General features: G+C 35.6%; 23 protein-coding genes. 7 read left to right on the top strand and 16 right to left on the bottom strand.

Annotated elements, in window-relative coordinates; genetic code table 11:
* Positions 1–65: 65 nt before the first annotated feature.
* Positions 66–731, top strand: coding sequence for a ribonuclease HII (locus EZM65_RS12005; protein ID WP_136668801.1), 666 nt, complete (start codon positions 66–68; stop codon positions 729–731).
* On the opposite strand, the gene lipB is transcribed toward EZM65_RS12005, so the two are convergent.
* Positions 728–1,420, bottom strand: coding sequence for a lipoyl(octanoyl) transferase LipB (gene lipB / locus EZM65_RS12010; RefSeq protein WP_136668802.1), 693 nt, complete (start codon positions 1,418–1,420; stop codon positions 728–730). The genes EZM65_RS12005 and lipB overlap by 4 nt on opposite strands.
* Before the next feature lie 172 nt (positions 1,421–1,592).
* Positions 1,593–2,330, bottom strand: coding sequence for a hypothetical protein (locus EZM65_RS12015; RefSeq protein ID WP_136668803.1), 738 nt, complete (start codon positions 2,328–2,330; stop codon positions 1,593–1,595).
* Between the two features lie 217 nt (positions 2,331–2,547).
* Here EZM65_RS12015 and lysS point away from each other — a divergent pair, with 217 nt between their 5' ends.
* Positions 2,548–4,239, top strand: a complete 1,692-nt coding sequence (gene lysS / locus EZM65_RS12020) for a lysine--tRNA ligase (protein WP_136668804.1) — start codon at positions 2,548–2,550, stop codon at positions 4,237–4,239.
* A gap of 103 nt (positions 4,240–4,342) precedes the next feature.
* Here lysS and EZM65_RS12025 read toward each other — a convergent pair whose 3' ends face one another.
* From EZM65_RS12025 to EZM65_RS12035, 3 genes are all read right to left on the bottom strand, one after another.
* Positions 4,343–5,869: a PepSY domain-containing protein gene (locus EZM65_RS12025; RefSeq protein WP_136668805.1), complete on the bottom strand. Its 1,527-nt coding sequence runs from the start codon at positions 5,867–5,869 to the stop codon at positions 4,343–4,345.
* 15 nt (positions 5,870–5,884) lie between these two features.
* Positions 5,885–8,026, bottom strand: a complete 2,142-nt coding sequence (locus EZM65_RS12030) for a TonB-dependent receptor (protein WP_136668806.1) — start codon at positions 8,024–8,026, stop codon at positions 5,885–5,887.
* Positions 8,027–8,230: 204 nt separating this feature from the next.
* Entirely contained in the window at positions 8,231–8,494 is a 264-nt protein-coding gene (locus EZM65_RS12035) for a hypothetical protein (RefSeq protein ID WP_136668807.1), read from the bottom strand.
* A 126-nt stretch (positions 8,495–8,620) separates the two neighbouring features.
* Here EZM65_RS12035 and EZM65_RS12040 point away from each other — a divergent pair, with 126 nt between their 5' ends.
* The 3 genes from EZM65_RS12040 (at position 8,621) to EZM65_RS12050 (ending at position 11,045) form a co-directional block, all read left to right on the top strand.
* Entirely contained in the window at positions 8,621–9,211 is a 591-nt protein-coding gene (locus EZM65_RS12040) for a Crp/Fnr family transcriptional regulator (RefSeq protein ID WP_136668808.1), read from the top strand.
* On the top strand, positions 9,211–10,416 hold the full coding sequence (locus tag EZM65_RS12045; protein ID WP_136668809.1) for a hypothetical protein: 1,206 nt from the start codon (positions 9,211–9,213) through the stop codon (positions 10,414–10,416). The genes EZM65_RS12040 and EZM65_RS12045 overlap by 1 nt, the downstream gene beginning before the upstream one ends.
* 77 nt (positions 10,417–10,493) lie before the next feature.
* Positions 10,494–11,045 (top strand): fasciclin domain-containing protein, encoded by a 552-nt coding sequence (locus EZM65_RS12050; RefSeq protein ID WP_136668810.1) that lies wholly within the window; start codon positions 10,494–10,496, stop codon positions 11,043–11,045.
* A gap of 65 nt (positions 11,046–11,110) precedes the next feature.
* On the opposite strand, the gene EZM65_RS12055 is transcribed toward EZM65_RS12050, so the two are convergent.
* The 8 genes from EZM65_RS12055 to EZM65_RS12090 all read right to left on the bottom strand — a co-directional run bounded on the left by EZM65_RS12055 (position 11,111) and on the right by EZM65_RS12090 (position 17,955).
* Positions 11,111–11,485: a group III truncated hemoglobin gene (locus EZM65_RS12055; RefSeq protein ID WP_136668811.1), complete on the bottom strand. Its 375-nt coding sequence runs from the start codon at positions 11,483–11,485 to the stop codon at positions 11,111–11,113.
* A gap of 84 nt (positions 11,486–11,569) precedes the next feature.
* The gene (locus tag EZM65_RS12060) at positions 11,570–12,337 is read right to left on the bottom strand and encodes an ABC transporter permease subunit (RefSeq protein ID WP_136668812.1); all 768 of its coding nucleotides are present in this window, start codon (positions 12,335–12,337) and stop codon (positions 11,570–11,572) included.
* Positions 12,321–13,043, bottom strand: coding sequence for an ABC transporter ATP-binding protein (locus EZM65_RS12065; RefSeq protein ID WP_136668813.1), 723 nt, complete (start codon positions 13,041–13,043; stop codon positions 12,321–12,323). The genes EZM65_RS12060 and EZM65_RS12065 overlap by 17 nt, the downstream gene beginning before the upstream one ends.
* Positions 13,040–14,272, bottom strand: a complete 1,233-nt coding sequence (locus EZM65_RS12070; RefSeq protein WP_136668814.1) for a nitrous oxide reductase family maturation protein NosD — start codon at positions 14,270–14,272, stop codon at positions 13,040–13,042. The genes EZM65_RS12065 and EZM65_RS12070 overlap by 4 nt, the downstream gene beginning before the upstream one ends.
* Positions 14,272–14,697: a nitrous oxide reductase accessory protein NosL gene (locus tag EZM65_RS12075; RefSeq protein WP_136668815.1), complete on the bottom strand. Its 426-nt coding sequence runs from the start codon at positions 14,695–14,697 to the stop codon at positions 14,272–14,274. The genes EZM65_RS12070 and EZM65_RS12075 overlap by 1 nt, the downstream gene beginning before the upstream one ends.
* A gap of 40 nt (positions 14,698–14,737) precedes the next feature.
* Entirely contained in the window at positions 14,738–15,325 is a 588-nt protein-coding gene (locus EZM65_RS12080; protein ID WP_136668816.1) for a hypothetical protein, read from the bottom strand.
* Between the two features lie 114 nt (positions 15,326–15,439).
* Complete coding sequence (nosZ, locus tag EZM65_RS12085; protein WP_136668817.1) at positions 15,440–17,422, bottom strand: Sec-dependent nitrous-oxide reductase; 1,983 nt, start codon at positions 17,420–17,422, stop codon at positions 15,440–15,442.
* Between the two features lie 41 nt (positions 17,423–17,463).
* Positions 17,464–17,955 carry a cytochrome c family protein gene (locus tag EZM65_RS12090; RefSeq protein WP_136668818.1) on the bottom strand — a complete coding sequence of 164 codons (492 nt, stop codon included), beginning with the start codon at positions 17,953–17,955 and terminating at the stop codon, positions 17,464–17,466.
* A gap of 144 nt (positions 17,956–18,099) precedes the next feature.
* On the opposite strand from EZM65_RS12090, the gene EZM65_RS12095 reads away from it, so the two are divergent.
* Positions 18,100–18,546 carry a hypothetical protein gene (locus tag EZM65_RS12095; RefSeq protein ID WP_136668819.1) on the top strand — a complete coding sequence of 149 codons (447 nt, stop codon included), beginning with the start codon at positions 18,100–18,102 and terminating at the stop codon, positions 18,544–18,546.
* A gap of 30 nt (positions 18,547–18,576) precedes the next feature.
* Here EZM65_RS12095 and hemL read toward each other — a convergent pair whose 3' ends face one another.
* The 3 genes from hemL to EZM65_RS12110 form a co-directional block, all read right to left on the bottom strand.
* Positions 18,577–19,863 carry a glutamate-1-semialdehyde 2,1-aminomutase gene (gene hemL / locus EZM65_RS12100; protein WP_136668820.1) on the bottom strand — a complete coding sequence of 429 codons (1,287 nt, stop codon included), beginning with the start codon at positions 19,861–19,863 and terminating at the stop codon, positions 18,577–18,579.
* A gap of 172 nt (positions 19,864–20,035) precedes the next feature.
* Positions 20,036–20,902 (bottom strand): glucosaminidase domain-containing protein, encoded by an 867-nt coding sequence (locus tag EZM65_RS12105; protein WP_136668821.1) that lies wholly within the window; start codon positions 20,900–20,902, stop codon positions 20,036–20,038.
* The gene (locus EZM65_RS12110) at positions 20,895–21,800 is read right to left on the bottom strand and encodes a 1-aminocyclopropane-1-carboxylate deaminase/D-cysteine desulfhydrase (protein ID WP_371683005.1); all 906 of its coding nucleotides are present in this window, start codon (positions 21,798–21,800) and stop codon (positions 20,895–20,897) included. Before EZM65_RS12110 ends, EZM65_RS12105 begins: the two co-directional genes overlap by 8 nt.
* A gap of 320 nt (positions 21,801–22,120) precedes the next feature.
* Here EZM65_RS12110 and EZM65_RS12115 point away from each other — a divergent pair.
* Positions 22,121–24,589, top strand: a 2,469-nt coding sequence (locus tag EZM65_RS12115) for a GEVED domain-containing protein (RefSeq protein WP_248574859.1), incomplete at its 3' end; no start/stop codon positions are given.

Consider the following 24,589-nt stretch of genomic DNA (forward strand, 5'->3'; position numbering starts at 1 on the left):
AAAGACTTAAGATCTAACTTAAAATCAATTTTATAATTCATAAAATCATTATTTATATTTGCAGGATGCTACACGAAAATTTTTCCGGTTTTAAAATAGAATGCGGCACTGACGAAGCCGGTCGCGGGTGTCTTGCAGGTCCCGTTACTGCCGCTGCAATAATCCTTCCGAAAGACCTTATTCTAGAATCTTTGAATGACTCTAAACAACTTAGCGAAAAAACAAGAGTAAAATTAAAACCACTTATTGAAGAAAAAGCATTAACATTTGCCTTTACTCATATATTTAATGAGGAAATTGACGAAATCAACATTCTCAATGCATCTATGAAAGCCATGCAGGAAAGTATTCTTAAATTAAGCACTAAACCCGAATTCATTATTGTTGATGGCAACCGGCCAATATTCAGCAAACTTGGCATAAAAACTGTATCTGGCTACAATTTTTCAGAAGAAGAAATTATTCATCTAAAATCTATTCCCAACCAAAGTATCATTAAAGGTGACGGAAAATATCTCAGTATAGCAGCAGCCTCCGTTTTAGCAAAAACATACCGTGACGAATATATGGACAAAATTCACGAAGAATTCCCCATGTACAATTGGAAGAAAAATAAAGGATACCCTACTAAAGAACACCGCGAAGCAATTGCCAAATATGGCATTACTAAATACCACAGAAAATCTTTCCGTTTATTACCGGAACAATTAGAACTTGATTTTGAATTCTAATTCATTTCCGCTTCAAAAAGCGTTTCAAAGTGTTTCAAAATTTTCGATTTAACCTCAGCTTCATCTACAGATCTTCCAAGTTCAACATGAAGTGATGTTACTGCTTTGCCTTTTATACCACACGGAATAATATTATCAAAATACCCCAAATCAGCATTTACATTTAAGGCAAATCCATGCATGGTTACCCAGCGTGAGGCGCGGACTCCCATAGCACATATCTTTCGGGCAAATGGCGTACCTACTCCCAGCCAAACACCGGTTTCACCTTCACTTCTTTCCGATTCGATTCCGTATTCAGCCAAAGTCAGAATAATAGCCTCTTCCAGCAAGCGCAGATACTTATGTATATCCGTAAAGAAATTTTCCAAATCCAAAATTGGATACCCAACAATCTGACCTGGTCCGTGATACGTAATATCTCCCCCTCTATTAATTTTATAGAAAGTTGCTCCTTTTGCTTCCAACTGTTTTTCAGATAAAAGCAAATTAGACATATCACCACTTTTTCCAAGAGTGTAAACATGCGGATGTTCAACAAATAAAAAATAATTATCTGTCTCGATAGTAGGATTTTCTCTTTTCTGCACTTTTTGAGAGACTATTTCCGCAAAAAGTTCTTCCTGATAATCCCAAGTTTCTTTATAATCTTTTTGACCTAAGTCCTGAAGTATAACTTTTTTATTCATTTTATTTTGGGCAACTTTTCCGCCTTCCGTTCCCGCTTTTTAAATTAGTTGACTGAGGCTCTCGAAGTCACTAGTTTAAAAGAGCTCCACTCGAATCGAAGAATGAGATTAGTCGAATACCAACTAAAAAATAACAACGAATGAGACAATTCGGGTTGCGGGTTTTTAATTATTATTGAAAAACAACATCAAAATTCAACTTTTCAGGTTCTTTCATATATTCATTGAAAGGATATTCGATAGTAACCGTCTTTCTATCTTCCGAAAACATAGCCGAAGCATTTGACACTTTTTTAACTGGTTTAGGGAAATGATACTTTATTATGTATTTAGACGATTCATAGATCATTTTATAAGAAGCCGCAGCTGAATCATTCTCCAATTTTTTCAAAGCTTCTTTATCAACAATTGCCTTGCGGGCAAACTTTTTCCCATCATACGAATAATATATTTTAGCCGTGTTTGAACCAAATCCTCCCATGTCTCCCATAGGATTATTTTGTACCTGTCCTTTATTCATTTTTTGAAATTCCGACATACTTGCCATAACTTCCTGCAACTCGGCAACCGATTTGAAATCGGTATTCATAGCAAACAAAAACTCTTTTGTATCAAAATTCATCTTCATCCGCATCTTGAATTTTTCCAGATTCTTTATTTTGGCTTGCTCTTCTTTGGACAATTTAGCAATACTGTCTTTTTTTGCATCAAACATTCCCTTGAACGAAAAAACCGAATCAATATTCTTTTCTTTCTTCAAAGAATCCTTTGGCATCATAGCCATAATACTTGAACCATCCATGTCCAGATTATATTTTCCGGTTCCATCAGGATTAATTGTTATCTCTTCAGTAAAAGTACAACTGGTTAAAACAGTCAATAAAGCGAATAATGATAATAGTTTTTTCATTATGTTTTTAGTTTTGCCAAAGATACAAATAGTTTACTAACTAGCCCTGACAGAAACGGCATCCTTTTTTGAAAAAAAAGATACAGTGAATGGCAGGAAAATGGTTTACAGAAATACTTAAACGACTCGCTTTAAACAAAGAATTTTACTTTGAAACCCCACTGCTTTGAAACTTTGCAACTTATACTTATCTTTGCACGCTTAAAAAATAATTGCTATGCAACTTTCGGAACAAGAAATCATTAGAAGAGACAAACTGAATGCTCTACGTGAATTGGGGATCAACCCTTATCCTGCCAACTTATATCCTGTTGACCATACATCGAAACAGGTGAAGGAGAACTTTGAAGAAGGTAAGAAGGTGGTTGTAGCCGGTCGTTTAATGAGTAACAGAGACCAAGGATCTGCTTGTTTTGCCGAATTGCAGGATAGTGAAGGAAGAATTCAGCTGTATTTAAACAGAGATGTAATTTGCCCTGATGAGGACAAAACTTTATACAACAGAGTTTTCAAAAAACTAACTGACCTTGGAGACTTTATTGGTGTTGAAGGCGAATTATTTACCACAAAGGTAGGAGCACAATGTGTGCGTGTATCAAACTTTACTTTTTTAAGTAAAACATTACGTCCGTTACCATTACCAAAAACCGATGAAGAAGGAAAAGTATTTGATGCTTTTGTGGATCCAGAGTTACGTTACCGTATGCGTTACGTAGACTTAGTGGTTAATCCTCAGGTTAAAGACGTTTTCATGAAAAGAACAAAGTTGTTCACTGCCATGCGTACTTTTTTTAACGAAGCAGGTTACATGGAAGTGGAAACTCCGGTTTTACAATCAATTCCTGGTGGAGCTGCAGCCCGTCCGTTCATCACACACCACAACAGTTTAGACATTCCTTTATATATGAGAATTGCTAACGAATTATATCTGAAAAGATTAATCGTAGGTGGTTTTGACGGAGTTTACGAATTTTCTAAAAACTTCCGTAACGAAGGAATGGATAGAACTCACAACCCTGAATTTACCGCAATGGAAATTTATGTAGCATACAAAGACTACAACTGGATGATGGAGTTTACAGAGAATTTATTAGAATACTGTGCTACACAAGTAAACGGTACTACCGAAGCTACTTTTGGAGAACACAAAGTAAACTTTAAAGCGCCGTATGCTCGTGTTACAATGACTGACGCTATCAAACAATTTACAGGTTTTGACATTACTGGAAAAACTGAAGCTGAATTGTTCGAAGCAGCCAAAGGAATGGGTATCGATGTAAACGAAACCATGGGTAAAGGGAAATTGATTGATGAAATTTTTGGAGAAAAATGTGAAGGAAACTTCATTCAGCCAACTTTCATCACTGATTATCCTAAAGAAATGTCTCCGTTATGTAAATCACACCGTGACAATCCAGATTTAACTGAACGTTTTGAATTAATGGTCTGCGGTAAAGAAATTGCCAATGCATATTCTGAATTAAACGACCCTATTGACCAAAGAGAGCGTTTTGAAGCACAAATGGCATTAGCTGCTAAAGGTGATGACGAAGCAAATGGAATTATTGATGAAGATTTCTTACGTGCTTTAGAATACGGAATGCCTCCTACATCAGGTTTGGGAATTGGTATGGACAGATTAATTATGTTCTTAACCAACAACCCTTCAATTCAAGAAGTATTATTCTTCCCTCAAATGCGTCCGGAGAAAAAAGGGCCTGAATTAACTGAAGAAGAAAAACTGATCATTGAATTGTTAAAAGCAGAAGACAACCAACCTTTGGCACAACTTAAAGAAAAATCTGCTTTAAGTGGAAAGAAATGGGATGCTGCTATGAAAGGCTTATCTAAACATGGCTTAACTAAAGTTGTTGTTGATGGAGATAATAAAACAGTTGTTTTAAGTTAAAGCTTCGAGAGGTTCAGCGAACGCGAACAGGCTCAGCGAGCGAGACAAAATAGAATAAAAAAGGAACGCAATTGAGTTCCTTTTTTATTTTAACAGAGTCGGCTTATTTCTTTTTAAAAAGCAATGCCAATCCTAATATTCCAACCAACACAACCCCAAGAGCTGCTATTACCATAGTTAAATCCCTGATATCTTTTCCAGCCCATTCCATAAACAAAAATTTATGAAAAACGGAAAACGAATATCCTTCTACCCTATGGCTGTCTGTTACAAAAGCAGCAAGTCGTGAAGTAGCAGTTTCAATAAAAAGTGTTTTATTCTGATCTGATTCAAAAGCTACTTTTACAACTGGCAATCTTTTATTTACAAAACCATACTCCCGATTTTTAAAATCAGTAATGATTGCAGTTTCTTTTATTGTTTCATCTACTGATTCTTCAGAAGCACCTTCCATTTCACAGCATGAATTTTTTTCCTCTTGCATCTTACCATTGAAATATTGCGCTAAAAATTTAGCGTATTCATTATCAAGAGAATTATTCAGTTTTGAAGAAACAGCATTAATATAAACAATGGAATCATTTTTACCATTCAGCAATTGAACCCGGTAAAAAGCCGTATCTCTATATTTTATCAGACTTACATTTTTAAAACTATCTTTTTTAATTAATTGTTCGACTTTTTCTGAACCTATACTTTTAGAAGTGTATTTTGGCTCATAAACCATTTTTTCAAAAGCAATTTTATCAAGCTTTTGAAAAGCATGGAACGCACCGCTGAAAGCAAACATAACCGTAAAAAAAGCTAACGCCAATCCTGTCTGACGATGGTATTTTCTCCATTTTGAATGTGAATCGTCTGTTTTAACTTTTTTAAACTGTTTCCAAAAGAAGCCATAAATAATTAATCCCGAAACAGCAGAAAATACAATAACAGAAAGCAAAAGCAGCATTACATAAATCTTTATCCCTTCATTAGCTATTACATCCAGAAAAGACCAGTTATGAAATGTGTTAAAAAACCAAATATACAATTGCCTTGATTTAGGATTAAAAGTTGCCAGTTTATCTGTTGTTGTTTCCACATAAACCTGTATCTCATCCTCTCTTTCAAAACTTACTTTATGCACCGGGATATACCTGTTTACATATTTATACTGAGAATCAAACCGGGTAATTAATTCCTGCTTTTTAACCGCACTCTTCTTATCATCCAGAAAATATCTGGCCAGCCATTCCCCATACAATTTATCACCATTAGACAAAAAGTCTGCATTTCGGGTATCCAGATAGATTATGCTGTCGTTTAAAGTTTTAATTTGATAAAACTGATTCCCGTTAAAAGCAACCAACCTAAAATTCTTTATCTCAGCAATATTGTTTTTCAGTAACGCTTCTTTAATTCCTATCTTTATTTTTCCGGAATCAAAAGGCTGCCGGGTTAAAATTTCATTAGCAATTTTCGGTTTAAAAAAATGCGCCATCAACGGATGCATTATCCCGGACAAGCACCATAACAGCAATGGAATTACAATGATTATGGCGAAGATTTTATGCCATTTATATACTTTCTGCTTTAGCTTTCTCTTTAGTTTTCCCTGAAAATTTTTCTTTTTATTATTGTTCTGCATACTAAGTAGTCTAAATTATTTGAGTGATAAATTATACTGCATCCCAAATACAAAAGTTCTTGGAGCGGCCGCGGTGTAACTTGGCACCGCATTAGCTGCGTTGCCTCTGGTCACATTATACGCATACAATTTATTTGTCAAATTGATTGCGTTTACAAACCATTCAAAATCTTTCCATTTGTAACCTAAACGGGCATTAAATACATTATATCCATTATACTTCACAGTATTAACCTGATTTTGAAACCAGCTCGAAACCATTTGCCATTCAACAGAAGCCCTGAAATCAGACAGCCAAACAGGATAGTAATTTATTTCGGAATTGGCTGTCCATTTAGGAGCAGACGGCATTTCAAATCCGTTAAGATTTTTTACAGGATCAGCAGGCTTGTCAGAGACTTTAAAATCAATAAAAGTATGCTGCGCCGTTGTACCTCCCACTCTGATTCTCAATTGATCGTTTGGACAATAATACAAGGCAAATTCAACTCCTTTATGACGTGTTTTTCCCGCCGATTGATAATCGGTTGAATTGTCAGGTTGTTTTATGCTTAACAGTTCGTTTTTCCCTTCTAAATAGTATAAAGAGTATTCTATATTTAATTTCTTCTGAAAAAATCTAAACCATCCACCAATCTCATAATTGTTGAACTCGGCAGCTTTTAAATTATAATAAAATTCAGCAGGCACACCAGTAGTGCCTCCCGTACCAGATTTTGCCCTAAAAACAGATGTTAATCCGGGAGGTGAAAATCCCTGGGAATAATTTCCATAATATCCTGCCCACGACAAAAAATTATAATTTATTCCTGATTTGAATGTAAACTGATCAAACCTTTTAGTTCCGCTGGCGCCGTCAATATGATTCTCATAATCAAAACTCATGGCATCATAACGCCCTCCAGCGGTTATCACCACTTTTTCTGTTGGTTTCACCGTCAGCTGAAAGAAACCGGCTTTATTAAAAATTTCAGCCTCATAATCAGAAAGCTTTATATCCGGCCTTTCAGCGATAATTTCATAACTGCTGACTGTTTGCCCGTCAGGATTCAAATTTGCTTTCAAATCAATTTGATAAGCATTGTAGTCAACCGGCGAATAATCCAAAAGACTTCCTATTACAAAAGAAGAATTCAAAAAAGATATGGATTGATTGTGCTGCAGTAAAGCACCATAACTTTTGAAATTATTTGAATTGATTTCTCCTTTTGCAGTTGTTTGACCTTGAACCCACTTGATTGCATAGGATGGATTTTGTCCCAATTTATTATCACGTGTAAATAGTGTAAAGAAAGATTGCTTTTTTTCTCCCCAATCCTTTTCCAATGTAATTTTAGCACGTAAAGCATCGGATTTTCTATAGGTAAAATCGGTACTGCTTTTATAAGCCCTGTCATAAAAATCCTTTTCATTTACTGTTCCGGTCATATCAGAATAATATTTTCCGTAAAAAACAGTTCCAATTAATCTGGTTTTGGCAGTAATCGCATAATCCAGCCGCCCATTGATGTTGTCTTTTGAATAATCAGAAAAATTCATCCACGAATTCTTCTGCAGACTTGAGAGCCCGGCAACATGAAAACCTAACTTTCCTATTGCCGCACTGCCGGCCGTCTGAAATCTTCTATAACCAAACTGGTCAAATTGTGTCCCCAATTTTAACTGAGGAACAGCACTGGGTTTTAACGAAAGCAGGTTCACTGCTCCACCCACAGCTTCCGGACCATAGAGAGAGGAAACGGGACCTTTTACCACTTCTATTGACTGTAAATTGAACTGGTTTATCTCCAGCAGCGCATTGTGATTAAAAACCCCCATTGGACGTATAGGCAGACCATCTTCCAAAAACAAGTAATATGCATTTGTTGTCATAGGCTGACGGATTGCCATTGAATGCTGTTCGTTACCAAGGTTTACCATTAACACCCCCGGTACTTTATTAATTATTTCGTATACTGCAACAGCTTTTGTTTCTGCTATAGTTTTTTGAGAAAGTTTTGAAACAGCTACAGGAACTTCGTGTTTTGAAGAAGCCATCCTACTGGCGGTCACAACTATTTCTTCTATATGTCTGGCAGGCAGTGAATCACTTTTTATTGAATTTTGTCCATACGACATTTGTCCTAATGTCAATAAGACAAGGAATATTCTTTTCATCGATAAAGTTTAAATATTGTACATCCACCCTATTGACTCATGTCAACAAGATATTTTTTCTGATGGCAGCACCAGAATCAAAAAAGTCGAAGCAAAAATTAAACTGTTGGAGGATGAAAGACAGAACCAATCTGGTTGTAGTAATATAAATTTGAATATTTCAGATTAATATCTTTCAATAAAAATACTTCCTGAAATTTTATTTCAAAAGAAGACAATTGCTGTATAAACAGAATTTCTGTCTCCTGATGCATTGTTTTTTTTTTCCTGAGACAACGGTTTTTCATTTTCAGAGGCTTTCGCCATTTCCTTCATCAAATGACATTTACCGTTACATTTCATTTGGGGTTTATCCTTATTCTCACAAAGTACTTTAGTGATATACTCATAATTCAAAGCATATTCCAAGACAGGAAACAGTGGTTTTAAAAAAAACAGTAATGCTATTATGAATAGTATCTTTTTCACATTACAAAGATATCTTATTCATATCAAAAAAATATGATTTTAGTCATACCTGCATTTTTTCACTTCAACTACATTTGTTTTTTAATTAAATTAGGTTCTACAAACTAACAGAACTAAAATTAAAAAATGCAGATAGACATTGACATACTATTTACTTGGGGTGCTGTGGCCAGGAAATACAAAAAAAATGAAGTGATTTTTTTTGAAAATGAAAGTGCATTTTTTTACCATCAGGTAATCGAAGGCACTGTAAGGATGTATAATGCCAACGAGGACGGCAAAGAATTCACACAAGGTTACTTTTCATCCGGACAAAGTTTTGGGGAACCACCGTTATTTACCGACTGTAAATATCCTTCAACAGCATCCTGCATTCAGGATTGTACAATCCTTAAGCTTTCAAAAGATAAATTTTTAAAAATCCTTGACGCATATCCTAATCTGCAAAAGGAGTTTTTAAAACTTATGTGCCTGAGGATTTTAGCAAAATCGAATACCACAAAAGACATTGTCAATCAAAAACCAGAACATCGTATTGTGTCTTTTTTAAACTCTGTAAAGTCTAAAAAAAAATGCGGAGAAAAATTAATCATTCCTTTTACCAGACAGGAAATTGCCAATTTCACAGGTTTACGGGTAGAAACGGTTATCAGGTCCTGTACCAAATTAAAGGAAGAAAAAATAATTGATATTATTGATCATAAAATTTATTATTGATGACTAAATCTATACAGTTTTGGATTAAATTTTCACTCTTAAATTTATTTATAGTAGCATTAATTGGATTATTGATGCGCTATAAAATAGGATTTGAATTTCCTTATCTAAATCAAAAAAATCTGCAGCACGCACATTCACATTTTGCTTTTGCCGGATGGATCAGTCACTCGTTAATGTGTTTCATGTTATATTTTTTAGATAAAAACAATATACTGAAGTACCAGAAAACATACCGGCGAATCATCATTTCAAATTTGTTGTGTTCCTATGGCATGTTGATTTTTTTTACTTTACAGGGATATTCCACAATCTCAATACTACTTTCAACTTTATCCATATTCATCGCTTATGTTTTTGCCTATGTTTTTTGGAAAAATCTGAAAATCTCAGAATTCAATACCGTAGTCAAGAATTGGTTTAAAGCAGGTTTAGTCTTTAATGTTTTATCATCATTAGGAACTTTTTATCTGGCCTATATGATGGCTTCAAAGAACATACACGAAAAAGAATATCTGGCCTCTATCTATTTTTACCTTCATTTTCAATACAATGGTTGGTTTTCGTTTATTATTCTAGGTCTTTTTCATGATTATTTCAAGTTAAATCAGCAGAAGTACATGAAAATATTCCAGATGTTTTTCCTCGCCTGTATTCCAACCTATTTTTTATCAACCTTGTGGCTTGAACTTCCTGTCTGGCTCTATTGTTTGACTATTGCAGGGGCTGTTATTCAAACATATGCCTGGTTTAAATTTGTTTTTCTTTTCACCCAGGAAAAAAGAAACGATTTGCTTCAAATACCTTTTTTCTTAAAATATATTTTACTCTTTATAGGCTTCGCCATGAGCGTAAAATTACTTTTGCAGTTAGGTTCCACTATCCCTACTGTCAGTAAACTTGCTTTTGGTTTCAGACCTATCGTAATAGCTTATCTGCATTTGGTTTTATTAGCAATAATTAGTTTGTCTATTTTGTTCTACGGTTATTCTACACAATTAATCCGAAATAGTAAAGTGATTAAATTTGGTATTCTTTTTTTTACTGTTGGTGTAATCGTCAACGAATTAATTCTTGCTGTGCAGGGCATAGCTTCATTTAGCTACACATTAATTCCGTATGTTGACAAAATGCTTTTTGGAGCGGCCATTATTCTGATAACAGGAATAGGAATAACCGCTTTTTTTTCATTCAAAGAAGAATAATTTTTTTTTGTGATTTAAGTCATAAAATTTTGATTTACAAAGCAATAAATTAGTATCATATTTTAAAAATGTTTATTATGAAACGATTTTTTCCTATTGCTTTATTATCTGGATTACTATTAGTAACCAGCTGCAAAAAAAGTGAAGATGTTTCCAACGACTCCTCTTCAAACAAGGTTACAGAATCTACCGGTCAGTCTGGAGTTATTGATGAAACCTCATCTCCAAATATAGTGCAGACTGCGATTGGAAGCAAAGACCATTCAACGTTGGTAACTGCTATAAAAGCAGCTGATTTAGTTGACGCCCTCAGCAACGCGGGACCATTTACAGTTTTTGCACCAACAAACGCAGGCTTTGATAAATTACCTGCCGGTACCGTTGAAGGTCTGCTGAAACCCGATAAAAAAGAGGATCTAAAAAACATTTTAGGTTATCACACCTATGTAGGTTCGCTGAAAACAGAATACATGCAAGACGGACAAGAGTTTGACATGGTTTTTGGCGGTAAAGTAAAAATTACTAAAAAAGGGGATAAAACTTTTGTAAATGGCTCAGAAATAAACGGATCGATAGAAACTTCAAACGGTATAATACATGTTATAAACGATGTTTTATTACCAAAATAATAGTTGTTAATTTCATTTTTCTATAAAAGGGAAAAAGCGTGATTATTTTTTTTAATCACGCTTTTTTATGCTTCTAATGATTTGTGCATCATTGCAACTGAGATATTGAAAGCCCTTTCTTTTATTAAATCAGCTTTTTCTCCGGCAAACAACTCATCAACGGTATCCGTAAAAAGCTTGTTCCAGTGTTGAAAATGTTTGGTATTCATAGGGCTTTTTTTATGAAGCTCTTTGTGAGCCACCATAGGATTTCCGTTATAATCACCACTGTAAAACATTATATTTTCCCAGAAATCATACATCTTGGCAAGATGAACCTCCCAGTTTACACGGGCTACATCAGTAAAAAAATATCCAATAACCGCATCCGTTTTTACTTTTTTATAAAAAGCATCCACCAGTTTGATTATATCATTACGGTTTTTAATATCTGTTTTCATGTTTTTCATTTTTAAATTAAAAAAGCAAACACAAATTATTTTTTTCTTTTCTGTTTACAGAATGGACACCTGTATTTCGTTTCATCACAAGTCTTTTGTTTTAAATTTTCTTAAAGAAATCAAAAAAGGCAAAATGCCCCATAAAGCCAAAAGTGCAAAGGAAACACACAAACCTACCGTCGTACCGAAAAAATCCTTAAAAATAGCTCCTGTATACCCCATCATAGCCGAAGCATCCATGTGCAGAAGAATTTGAATCCGTGCCAAATCAATGGGACTCAATGCAGAAAGTCCAACCATCATGTTTTCAATAGGATATTCTGACAACTGGAATAATAAAAAGAGTACAATTCCATCAAAAAGCAGTGCAAAATACAGCCATATCATAATTGCAATTCCAATACCTTTTGCCTTATCCCGGGTCATAATAGACGCCAGAAAGGCTAAAGCGACAAAAACAATCGTCACTAAACATCCTACCACAAGCATCATGAGTCCCAGCATGTCAAACGAATAGACAAACAACGGAATACCGGCTCCTATAAGAAATGCAACCACAAGCGAAATGGATAAGGCCGCAAACAAACTCTGCCATATTTTTTTCCGCTGAATGGGCTGACTCAGCATGAGTTCAATAAACTCAAAACTATTGTAAATGTAAATCGTAGAAAAAAGAACCGCTACCAATGGAATAGTGAATAAAATCACATTCAGTATCGTTAACATTCCTTTTGAGGTGTTGTCCTCCAATAAAAAAGAACTCCACGACAAAACTGCTAAAATCAAAGTGTAGCTGACTACAATTTTATTCTTCAAAATATCAAAAAGTATGATTTTAATTAGTTTGTTCATTACTGTTTGCTTTTAAAATTTTAGCTATTGCCTTAGAGATTTTATGTTCCTTAGTTTCCTGTTTCAACTCTTCAATTTTTTTATGAAAAATGAGTTCTCCTTCCTGCATAAAAATTATTTCAGTGATTAAATCATCCAATTCACTTAATAAGTGCGAGGTAATTAAAATCAGTTTGCCTTTTTGTTTTTCTCTTATAATTTTTTGCTTTAAAATTTCCGATGCGAGAGGATCAAGTCCTGCAGTCGGTTCATCCAAAATCAACACATCCGGATTGAACAGGAAGGCCAAAACCGCGCTTACTTTTTGAGTAGTCCCTCCTGACAAAGTCCGCATAGGCTTGTCAAACATTTTCTCCAATCCAAATTGTTCAATCAAATCGGTATCCAGAGAAGCGTTGTGGTTTCTTACTTTTTTAATCATTTCGATGATCTGTCCAATGGTCATATAATCAGGATATCGACCTATTTGAGGCATATAGCCAATTTTATCCCGATATAAAAACTGCCCGGAAACCGATTGACCGTCAAATAAAATCTCCCCTTTATCAGGTATAACCATTCCTAAAACCGATTTTATCAAAGTGGTCTTACCGCATCCGTTTGGACCAATTAATGCGATACATTCGCCTTTATCACAGGATAGGTTGATTTCTTTTAAGACCTCTTGTTTTCCAAATTTTTTATTTAACTGTTTAATTTCTATCATAATGGCATTATCTTCATCCGGGGCGTTTTGTCTTCAAAATTATCAGGAGTGATACTAGGCAGTACTTTTTCTGATTTATCCAAAAGTGTTATCATAAAACTTCGGTACAAAAGCATGGCTGATGGAGTATTTTCGGTTAAAACCGCAAAAAGACTCAACGGATGGTACGGCACATCACCTATTCCGTCTTTATTCAAGTCATAACCTTCGTATTTATCCCAGTAATTTGAATTAAAAGTATTTAAAACCAAGCTTCCGTTGGTACTGATATCGAATGTGTTTTTGACAAAATTATTGGCCGTCACTTCATTATCCATACAGCTTGCCTGAATTTTCATTCCCCAGCCATTAGCTTCAAAAACATTTTTTTCAACCTTTACCCTAGTGGTTCCTTCCATATAAATTCCAGAAGTATTCTTTGAAAATTTATTATTAAAAATGTAACTGTCTGAAATTTCTTTTAACAGCAATCCGTAAGCAGAATCGCCCCAATTTTCCTGAAAGTAATTATTGAACATTTTTACATTTTTTGTAAACATAACCGCTACTCCCGCTCCGTTGTGGGCAAAAATATTAGTGATATAGGAGTCGTCATTGGAAAACATAAAATGCAAACCATAACGAACATTAAATGTGGAACTATTTCTCCAGATAACTGAATTGGTCACGAACTCAAAATAAATTCCATCCCGATGACCTTTAATCCTGTTCCCTATAATTTTCAGGTTCGTACTTTTCCAGCAGTGAATTCCGTTTCCTATGAGCTGTTCCTCTTTTCCGTTTGAAACAATAAGATTTCCTTTCACAATACAGTCATTTCCGTTTTGAATATAAATTCCGAAAAAATTATCCAGTACTTTATTATTTATAATCTGCACATTTGACTGATTATAAACTTTTACGGCACAAGGATCCTCAAGTGCGGCATGTCCCGAATTGATAAGTTTAAATCCCTTAACAATTACATTGCCGGCTTTGACAGAAAGAACTTCAAATTTTTTTTGTCCGTCTAAAACAGGATAACCGATTCCTAAAAAAACTATTGGTTTATCAATTGTGATATTTCCTTCTTTATAGATTCCCTGATGTACATAAACCGTATCATTTGTTTTTGCAAGGGCAATCGCTTTTTTTACAGACTTTACTTCATACTTTTTTCCAACATGGATTATCCTGCAAAAAACAGTTTGAAAACAAAAAGAAAAAAATAGTATTAAAAACAGGCGCATTAATAAGAGTTTTTTATATCATTCCAGGAAACGACTCTGGCTTTTAGAGAATTATTGTGCTTTTTTGCTTCTTCCATGGTTGAAAAAGCAATAATTTTACTGTTCATTGGACTCTGAATAGTGCCTCCCTGCAGGAAAACAGACTGCTCTGCCCGGATGAGCTCGTTTGTTTTTGAAAAATCACCTACGTAGAACTCTTTAAATTCGGTTTCATTATTTTCTTTTACATACTGCATCATACAACCTATATCATCAAATTTGTAAACTCTTCCTTTTTGGGTTACAACCTCAGCTCCGTGTTTTCCGCTGGAAATGCTCATTTTACAAAAATCACAGCTGTCTGTATTTAATTTTAACGACTTAGGACCTGATGGATGGCAAGACCATAAAAAAACACTTACCAATACAAGCAAAACTTTTTTCATACCTGCTATTAAATGATTTATAACAATTTTAAACCTTAGTTCAGTTTTTTGAATTTCCGGATTTAAACTCTCTGAACACTATGAAACCTAATAATAAAAAGGCTCCTGCCAACATCCATCCTCCCATATCCGGAATGGAATAGGCTGCGAAATTAAGAAGTTGCTTATACCCTATTAATGGAGGCTGATAAGCCATACCCGGCACTTTTATTGCAGCATTAGGATCCAAATTATGTCCGTATTCATAATTCCATCTATAAAAATCAATGGCCGCTAATACGATAAACAAAAGATATACTCCTAAAAATCCTAAAACAGCTTTAGGCTTGGAAACAAATATTAAAACCAAGGATATCAGGGCAAATCCCATAAAGACATAAGGCAGTATTTTAAATTCAATAAAATTTTCTGTATGCAAGGTTGCCATTCCTATATAGTGGTTTAATCCGTTTATAATTTCGACATCACCACCAATTTTATTGGCATGTAGTTTTAGCACCAATCCTTCAGGATATTGAGGTGCTTCCAGTTCTATCTGCCACATAGGAACCAGCAAAGAAGCTGCGAAAAGGATAGCCGTGACAAATAACAACCCTTTTGACAGTAAGGATAATGATTTTGTTTTCATTGGATTTATTTTTTGATAAATTAGTGTTGCAAACCAAAAAACAACATAGTATTTCTTTTCATTGTAAACTCAGAAAAGAAAGGGAACAACTAAAATTGTTCCCTTTGAAAAATTTTATTTGGCTGTAGCTTGGTTAGGGAGATTTGTCCCAACACTAAAAGAAATAGGAACATTGCTTCCTGCCGGAGATACCCTCACATAACCTTGCATTTCCTGATGAAGGGCACTACAAAAATCAGTACAGTACATAGGATACATTCCAATTTTTTTAGGAATCCATTTTAAAGTGGTAGTCTCACCGGGCATAATCAGCAATTCTCCATTATCAGCTCCTTTAATAGCAAATCCGTGCGGTACGTCCCAATCCTGTTCTAAATTGGTTACATGGAAATATACTTCATCACCTAATTTAATTCCTTCAATATTATCCGGTGCAAAATGCGAACGAACAGATGTCATGTACACATCTACCCTATTTCCTTTACGAACCACTTTAGCTTCTTTTTCACCTTTTGCTGCAAAAGGATGTTTGTTTTCTTCAATCTTAAAGAATTTCAGCTGTCCGTTATTCCGTATTAAATCGGCAGGTGCCGCCTGAGCATAATGAGGTTCCCCGATGGTTGGAAAATCCAGAATCATTTTCATCTTATCACCGCTGATGTCAAATATTTGAGCAGATTGCGCCAATTCCGGTCCTGTAGGCAAATACCTGTCTTTGGTAATTTTATTGTAAGCAATCAAATATTTACCGAAAGGTTTTTTACTGTCTCCTCCTGGAATACATAAGTGTCCAACTGAATAGTAAGTAGGAACTCTGTCCAGTACTTTTAAGGATTTAATATCCCATTTTACCACTTCAGACGAAACGAAGAAAGTAGTATAAGCATTACCTTTTCCGTCAAACTCAGTATGCAGAGGTCCCAATCCAGGTTTTTGAACTTCACCGTGCAGTGCTGCTTCGTATTTGATTACATTGATTCCTCCGTATTCTCCTTCAAATTGTTTTTTATCGATAGCGCTGATCATTTTATCAAAACTAAAGACTGGGATTAAAGCCGCCAATTTTCCAGAACCAACAATATATTCTCCTGACGGGTCAACATCACAGCCGTGCGGCGATTTAGGACACGGAATCATATAACAGATATCTTTTAAAGCTGCCGCATCCAACACTACCACCTCATTTTTGATTACAGAGGTAGCCGAATGTGTTTTTTCATCCCAGGTGTTGTGGGCATATTTAACCGACTGTTTTTTACCTTTACCTGCTTTCAGGTACTCTTCGGCTTTTTTCCAGTTAACCGCCATGATAAAGTCTTTATCCTTTTGAGAGGCATTAACTTCCAACAATGTGTTTGCCTGTTCTGTGTTATAACATGAGAAGAAAAACCATCCGTGTGATTTGCCTTTTCCTGCATGCGAGAGGTCAAAGTTAACCCCAGGAGTTACGATTTGGAATGCCAAATCCATTTGTCCTTCTTTACCGACTTTTACAAAACTGATATGACCTTTAAAATTTTCTTTATAGGAATTGATAGGAACATCTCCGTTTGAATAGTCTGCCGGAACACTGAAACGGGTTCCCGCCACAACATATTCAGTATTTTCAGTGATAAAAGGGGATGAGTGGTTCCCTCCACTATTAGGAAGCTCAATAATTTCAGTCGTTCTAAAGGTTTTTAAATCGATACGGGCAATACGTGGCGTATTATTCGCATTTCCAAAAACCCAACGTCCATCAACTTCACCGTTAGTTTGAGACATTTCGGTGTGATGCAAATCATCCCAAGGCACAAATCCCTGTGATGTGTTCAACATAGGTTTGGTTTCCTCACTGTATCCCCATCCTTTTTCCGGATCGACAGAAAAAACCGGTATTACCCTGAACAATCTTCCGCTGGGCAAACCATAAACGCTCAGCTGACCGCTGAATCCGCCTGATACGAAGTTATAGAACTCATCATATTTCCCCGGTGCCACATATGCTTTTTCAGCATCACCTCCTGCCGCACTGCTGGAGTCTTTTGGTTTGCATGAAGTAAACAAAGTACTTCCCATTGCAAGAATGGCTAGAATTTTAAAAAAACTACTTTTCATTTTTCTTTGTTTTATTTATTTTTTTCTATGCTGTATCTGTATTATTTAACACCATCATTTTTTCTCATGTACTCTAGAATACTTCTTGCTTCGTCATCATTCAAACCTTGATTAGGCATACGTACCAGACATATTTCCAACTGTGCCTGTACTTCTGGATCTTTATCAATCATTGGGTCAGGATTTGTAATAAAATTCATAATCCATTCTGGTTTTCTTCTTTCAGTAACTCCTTTCCAGCCAGGGCCAACCAATTTCTCGTCAGTAAGCTTATGACAAGACGCACATTTTACCCCAGACGCTTTTTCTCCCTGTGATGCCATGGCCTGATCCAGAGATGCACCTAATTCAACTTTATCAAATTTTCCTTCACCACGGTGAGGGTCATAGGCAGAAACTGCTTCTGCATCTGCTCCTTCTGTAACGTAGCCTTCTTCAGTTGTTGGCTTGGAAGCATCATCAGCAGCTTTTTCTTTTTTACCACAAGAGAAAATCAATACGGAAACCAGTATTAACAATGATATTTTTTTCATAACAATAATTTTTTAAAAGTTACATTCAAATTTCATTGATTTTTAACCAATTAAGTATGATTTGAATCATAAAAAACAAAAAAAATCACATTAAACCTTTTTCATTTTAGAGAGTCCAATTAGTAAACCTTTAATAAATACAACATGAGAAATTTAATTCTGACTGCCATAGCAGCAACAGCTATTACTTTTTCAGGCACAGCACAAGAAAAAGAAATACAAAGAGAAAAAATGACGGTGGAACAACGAAACCAATTACAATTGAAGAAAATGACACTGGATTTGGATTTAAACGAAAACCAGCAAAAAGAAATGTCAAAACTCATTGCTGAACAAAATGCCAAAAGAGAAACAAAAACTGCTGAAATGAAATCCAATAAAGAAGCCAAAAAGGAATTATCAGCGGATGAAAAATTTAAAATGAGAAATCAAATGCTGGAAGCCCAAATAGAACACAAAGCCAGAATGAAAAAGATTTTAAACGAAAAACAGTTTGAAAAATGGGAGGCACTTCAGGAAAAAAGACAGGAAAAAATGCATAAAATGAGAAAACACAGACAACATAAAACTGAAGGTAAAATGCAGAAATAAATAAGTCCCGCTTCAAGCGGGACTTATTACTTATATTGTTTTTGAGACTTTATCTATTGCATTGATTGTAAAATCCAAATCTTCGTAAGTCAAAGCATCGGTTATGAACCATGTTTCGTAAGCTGACGGTGCGATATACACCCCCTCTTTCACTAATCCGTGAAAGAAATCTTTGAATCTTTGATTATCTCCATTTTTAGAAGTATTAAAATCATACACTTCGTCCTTGTCAAAATGTACCGATATCATTGAACCCACACGGTTGATTGTAAACTCGATATTGTTTTTAATCAAAACTTCGCGGATTCCTTTTTCCAGATACGCTGTTTTTTCATCAATCCGGGTAAAAATAGCGGCATCATTATTTAGTGCTTCAAGCATAGCCAAACCAGCGGCCATTGCTAAAGGATTTCCTGACAAAGTTCCGGCCTGATAAACCGGTCCCAGAGGTGCCAGATAATTCATGATTTCATTGCGAGCGGCAAAAGCGCCTACAGGTAATCCACCGCCAATAACTTTACCAAAACAAACAATATCGGCTTTGATATTGAACAATTCCTGTGCTCCTCCTTTTGCCAGTCTGAATCCGGTCATTACCTCATCAAATATCAATAATGTACCATTTTCATCACAAAGTTGGCGTAATGCTTCTAAAAAACCTTTTTTAGGCGGGATACAACCCATATTTCCAGCCACAGGCTCAATAATAATGGCAGCGATTTCATTTTTATTAGCTTCCAATAAAGCTTTTACATTTTCAATATCATTATAATTTGCCAACAAAGTATCTTTTGCAGTTCCTTCAGTAACGCCCGGACTATTAGGAGAACCAAAAGTAATAGCGCCGCTTCCTGCCTGAATTAAAAAGGAGTCGGAATGCCCGTGGTAACAACCTGCAAATTTGATGATTTTATCCCTGTCTGTAAATCCGCGGGCTAAACGTATGGCACTCATACAAGCTTCTGTCCCTGAATTTACAAAACGGATTTTATCGATATTGGGAACCATAGAAACTGCTAAACGGGCAATATGCGTTTCCAGCTCGGTAGGCATCCCAAAAGAAGTCCCTTTTTTTGCTTTTTCAATCACAGCGTTTACCACAGGCTCGTAAGCATGACCTAATATCATAGGCCCCCATGAATTGATGTAATCTATTAAACGGTTTCCATCCTCATCGTATAAATAAGCTCCTTTAGCTTCTTTTACAAAAATAGGAGTTCCCCCTACATATTTGAATGCTCTAACCGGTGAGTTAACACCTCCCGGTATTACTTGTTCTGCTTCAGCAAACAGCTGACTACTTCTTTGATACAACATTTTGTTCCTGGTGTTTGTATTTAGCCCCGATGGAAGCGGTATCCTGTCATTGCGAGCCTTGCGCGGCAATCTCAAGATTGCTTTACCAATTTTATTGGCTCGCAATGACAGATAAAGCGGACAGCGGGAAACTGCGTTTAAACAAAAGCCCGAATGTAAGGCTTCAAAAAAACTAATTAATTATTAAAACTTGTCCTATTGAAATGGTATTATCTACCATATTATTTTTTGCTTTTATATTCTCCACAGATATATTGTACTTTTTTGATATGGAGTACAGTGTATCACCTTGTCCTACGATATGAATCATTTCCAAAGGTTTAGGAGGTTCTGGCGTGTTTTTTGTTTCTGTTTTTGTGGCTGTGGCCGGCTCAATGGCTTTATATTCGGTTCCCAGAACCTGTGCATCATATTGATGCAGCTGGTAACGCTCGATAATTCCAATGAGTTTTTCAGGATATTTGGGATCGGTTGCGTATCCTGATTTTTTTAAACCTCTGGCCCAGCCTTTATAATCGTTTTGTTGAAGCTTGAAAAGTGGTGCGTACCATGGACGGCTTGTTAAAAACAGTGAATGGTCACGATAGGACTGACCTGGCTCATCGTATTTACGGAAACATTCCTGAGCGGCATCATCGTCATGACGTACGTACTCTCCTGTCCATTCTTTATGGCATTTTATTCCAAAATGATTATTGGCTACCTTACAAAGCACCCCTGTTCCTGCGCCCGATTCCAGAATTCCCTGTGCCAGTGTTATACTTGCCGGAACGCCGTGCTCTTTCATGTTTTTCATGGCTATTCCTTTGAATTGGCTGATGTAGCCATTAACAATTTCAGGAGTTACTTTTACTTTTGAAGTAGCAACCAGCTCTTCCTGCTTTTTAAGGTTTTCATCGATAACAATCCTGTCTTCCGGCTTGTGTATTTTCTTTTTAGTTACGGCAACAGGCTTTTTTGCAGACTGCTTTTTTGGTTTTGCCGAACTGCAGGACGCCAATACCGCAGCAACTATAATTATGTAAAAAAATCTATACATCTATTTGAATCGTTTTTTTGCCTTTGCTTTCCAAAAGCATATTCATTCCTCTTATTCCCTGCAAACCACCTGTGTGGATTACCAGTATTTTTGAATTTTCAGGAAAATAATTCTTATTAATCAGATCCAACACTCCATAGACCATTTTTCCTGTATAAACCGGATCCAACGGAATGTTTGTTTCCTGATAAAAGTTATTGATAAAATCTATCAGCCCATCAGTTACTTTGGCATATCCGCCAAAATGATAATCCGATTCCAGGCTCCAATTATCATTTTTTGCAAACTTACGAATTTCTTCCTGCAAAAAATTACCTTTTAATACAGGAAACCCAATCACTTTTTGATGAGGCTTTGCGCTGTTGATTAATCCGGAAACCGTTCCTCCTGTCCCAACAGCACAGCATATATAATCAAAATCCCTATCTTCAGGTGTAAGTATTTCTCCGCATCCTTTTACCGCCAAACCGTTAGTACCTCCTTCAGGCAAAATAGAGCAATTACCATATTTTTCCTGAAGATAGTTTTTGAATTCATCTGAGTCTTTATTGCGGTATTGTTCCCGGGTAACGAATTCAAATTTCATACCGCATTCCTGAGCCAGTTTAAGTGTAGGATTGTTAGTGATTTCTTTCCAAAGCTCCTCTCCTCTTATTACACCTACCGCGTTGATTCCTTTTTCTTTACAGGCAAATGCCGTTGCCGCAATATGGTTTGAAAATGCACCGCCAAAAGTAACCAGCGAATCATAACCATCACTTTCGAAATCAAGAAGATTGTATTTTAATTTACGGTATTTGTTTCCTGAAATATACGGATGTATCAAATCTTCCCTTTTTATAAAAAGAGAAACATTTCTATTTAAAAATTCAAAAATTATTTGATTGGGAATTATCACATCACAAAAATAAGCTTAACAAAAATTTATTGTGAAAAAAAAAATTCAAAAAATATAAGTTACAAATAATTTGTAAGAATTAATTTGTTAATAAAATTTACAACAAATCACAACTATTTATAAATCAAAATCATACAAAATCCTAACCTGATATAGGGATTAGAAGAATAACATACTATCGATTTTATCGATTAAAAGTAAAATAATATCGATGAAAGCAAATTTAGTTGGCGTTTTATTTGCATATTTTTGTCACGATTTTTAAATTTACTAATTATCTCCCGTTTAAAAAACAAAAACTCAACTAATTAAATTAGCCTATGGAAGAATTTTACTCGCATCTAAAGAAAATCTATGCATTAACAACACCCATAGTTATTGCATTATTATGGACAAATTTATCGTTTGGACAGACAACATTACTCAATTATGGTTTTGAAAGTGCTGATGCAACTTGGATTTATTCAATAAACTCAGGCGTTTCAAATGGCAGACAAAACAACAATGCCTACAATGGCAGTTGGTCTAATGGTATTTTGGCAGCTTCAGGAAATAACAAACCTTATAGTGGTTCAACTGCAACACCAATAGTAAACTTTACAAATGGTAAATATTACAGAATAACAGTTTGGGCAAAAGTAGCTGGATGCACCGGGACTTTGAAAATTACAAAAGCTACAACTAATACTTATGCGGCATTAAATGGAGCAACAGGTAGTGACATTTTATTAAGCGCAGGTAGCAATGTAACCTCAACTACATATAATCAATTTACAGCGACATTTCAAGCGACTACAACAGAAAATAAATATATTGGATTTGTAATGTCAAGTTCAGGGTGTGGAGGTAATCCTGCCGCAACTTCCATGTATCTCGATGATATTAAAATTGAAGAAAGCAACACTCCTTTTTATTGCACTACAGCAACTTCTAGTGCTGCGACCTATTACATTAATGGATTTCAAACCGTTGGAAATATAACTAACATGTCCAATACTGGAACTGGATATACCAATTCAGGCTACACAGATTATACTAGTTTAGCTACAACAACTCAAATACCAGGAGGTGGTATTACTGCTAAATATACTTTATCTGCTTCTACATCTTTAAAAGCATGGGTAGATTGGAATAAAGATGGAAGCTTTGACGACACAACAGAAAGAGTTTATGATACTGGATCATATTTAGGCGCGTCAACAAGTTTTGGTTTTGTTGTCCCTAGTGGTACTACTGCTGGAGATTACAGAATAAGAATAAGATGCTATTATTCTGGCTTGGGTTCGATTACCCCATGCGGAAACTTAAGCAACGGAGAAACTGAAGATTATAAAATAACAATTGTGTCTGACTGTTCAGCAAAAATAACAAGTGTAACAGACGGTTCAAGATGTGGTTCTGGTACAGTTTCATTATCAGCAATAGCTACAGTTGGCACAACAGAATGGAGATGGTATTCAGCAGAAACTGGAGGCACACTTGAAGGCACCTCTGCTTCATCAACCTGGACAACATCTTCACTATCCGCAACAACAACTTATTGGGTAGCGGCTTGGAACGGAAGTTGTGAGTCTTATTTCAGAAAAAAAGTCGTAGCAACAATAAAACCTGTAGCAAACCTTTCTTTTACAACTGCTTCTCCCACTGTATGTGGAGAAGATAGTATTATTGCTCTTGATGCAACCGGAAGTAATGAAGAAGTGGATTTAGTTAATGAAAATTTTGAAGGATCAGCAGTATTAACAACTTCTAGTACTACTTCAACTGGCCATGAATGGACTACTCAGACAAGTACATTTATCCCTACAGGTACAGCATTATGGAGACCAGCAATTAACTCAAGAGAGTCAGGCAATAAATTCGCTTACACTACTTGCAACATGCCTTCTGAAAATGTTGTAACAAGATTAATATCAAATACATTAAACTCAACAAGCTTTACAAGTCTTACTTTAACATTTAGACATTATTTCTCTTATTATGCATCGCCTGGTGATCACGGATATGTACAATACTCCATAGACAATGGCACTTCATGGATAAATCTTTTTCACTTTCAATCAGACCAAGGGGAAGCTGGACAATTCAAAACAGAATCTATCTCACTACCTGTATCTAGTTTAAACATAACTACTTTAAAAATTAGATTTAGTTATGAATCAACTGGTGGTAATGGATGGGCTTTAGACGATATAAGACTTTATGGACCTAAACCTTTAACCCCAAATTTCACATGGACAGGATCTCCAGTAGACGCCTACACTAATGCCGCATGCACCATACCTTATACAGCTGGAAGCACCTTATCAGGGTCAACTGTTTGGATAAAACCAACATTAACTCAATTAGAAACTGGGAGTTATTCATTTACAGCTAATGCAAATCTAGCTAACAACTGTACAACGAGTGCTACCATCAACGTTACAAACAATTCAAAAGTCTGGAAAGGAACAACTTCAAATGACTGGAATACTGCATCAAATTGGTTACCTGCAGGAGTACCAAATACAAACACGTGTGTAATTATTCCTTCTGGATTCTCTTCAAAAATAATTAACACCCCTAATGCTGTAGCTAAAAATGTTAAAATAAAAGCACCTACCGGAAATCTTGAATTACAAGCAAACAACAATTTAATTGTAACTGATTGGGTAAATGTAGAAAGCGGTGCAACATTCAACATTAGAAACAATGCTAACTTAGTTCAAACGAATGATACTCCAAGCCCTGCCAATTCAGGATCTGTTTCTATGGACAGAACCGCAACCGGTTTACATGGCTATGATTAC

The sequence above is a fragment of the Flavobacterium sp. H122 genome (assembly GCF_004959765.1).
GTDB lineage: Bacteria > Bacteroidota > Bacteroidia > Flavobacteriales > Flavobacteriaceae > Flavobacterium.

What these genes read in the sequence shown, in the direction of transcription:
- EZM65_RS12005 (WP_136668801.1), top strand. Translation starts at nt 66, where the DNA reads ATGCTACACGAAAATTTTTCCGGTTTTAAAATAGAATGCGGCACTGAC.
- lipB (WP_136668802.1), bottom strand. Translation starts at nt 1,420, where the DNA reads ATGAATAAAAAAGTTATACTTCAGGACTTAGGTCAAAAAGATTATAAA.
- EZM65_RS12015 (WP_136668803.1), bottom strand. Translation starts at nt 2,330, where the DNA reads ATGAAAAAACTATTATCATTATTCGCTTTATTGACTGTTTTAACCAGT.
- lysS (WP_136668804.1), top strand. Translation starts at nt 2,548, where the DNA reads ATGCAACTTTCGGAACAAGAAATCATTAGAAGAGACAAACTGAATGCT.
- EZM65_RS12025 (WP_136668805.1), bottom strand. Translation starts at nt 5,869, where the DNA reads ATGCAGAACAATAATAAAAAGAAAAATTTTCAGGGAAAACTAAAGAGA.
- EZM65_RS12030 (WP_136668806.1), bottom strand. Translation starts at nt 8,026, where the DNA reads ATGAAAAGAATATTCCTTGTCTTATTGACATTAGGACAAATGTCGTAT.
- EZM65_RS12040 (WP_136668808.1), top strand. Translation starts at nt 8,621, where the DNA reads ATGCAGATAGACATTGACATACTATTTACTTGGGGTGCTGTGGCCAGG.
- EZM65_RS12045 (WP_136668809.1), top strand. Translation starts at nt 9,211, where the DNA reads ATGACTAAATCTATACAGTTTTGGATTAAATTTTCACTCTTAAATTTA.
- EZM65_RS12050 (WP_136668810.1), top strand. Translation starts at nt 10,494, where the DNA reads ATGAAACGATTTTTTCCTATTGCTTTATTATCTGGATTACTATTAGTA.
- EZM65_RS12055 (WP_136668811.1), bottom strand. Translation starts at nt 11,485, where the DNA reads ATGAAAACAGATATTAAAAACCGTAATGATATAATCAAACTGGTGGAT.
- EZM65_RS12060 (WP_136668812.1), bottom strand. Translation starts at nt 12,337, where the DNA reads ATGAACAAACTAATTAAAATCATACTTTTTGATATTTTGAAGAATAAA.
- EZM65_RS12065 (WP_136668813.1), bottom strand. Translation starts at nt 13,043, where the DNA reads ATGATAGAAATTAAACAGTTAAATAAAAAATTTGGAAAACAAGAGGTC.
- EZM65_RS12070 (WP_136668814.1), bottom strand. Translation starts at nt 14,272, where the DNA reads ATGCGCCTGTTTTTAATACTATTTTTTTCTTTTTGTTTTCAAACTGTT.
- EZM65_RS12075 (WP_136668815.1), bottom strand. Translation starts at nt 14,697, where the DNA reads ATGAAAAAAGTTTTGCTTGTATTGGTAAGTGTTTTTTTATGGTCTTGC.
- EZM65_RS12080 (WP_136668816.1), bottom strand. Translation starts at nt 15,325, where the DNA reads ATGAAAACAAAATCATTATCCTTACTGTCAAAAGGGTTGTTATTTGTC.
- nosZ (WP_136668817.1), bottom strand. Translation starts at nt 17,422, where the DNA reads ATGAAAAGTAGTTTTTTTAAAATTCTAGCCATTCTTGCAATGGGAAGT.
- EZM65_RS12090 (WP_136668818.1), bottom strand. Translation starts at nt 17,955, where the DNA reads ATGAAAAAAATATCATTGTTAATACTGGTTTCCGTATTGATTTTCTCT.
- EZM65_RS12095 (WP_136668819.1), top strand. Translation starts at nt 18,100, where the DNA reads ATGAGAAATTTAATTCTGACTGCCATAGCAGCAACAGCTATTACTTTT.
- hemL (WP_136668820.1), bottom strand. Translation starts at nt 19,863, where the DNA reads ATGTTGTATCAAAGAAGTAGTCAGCTGTTTGCTGAAGCAGAACAAGTA.
- EZM65_RS12105 (WP_136668821.1), bottom strand. Translation starts at nt 20,902, where the DNA reads ATGTATAGATTTTTTTACATAATTATAGTTGCTGCGGTATTGGCGTCC.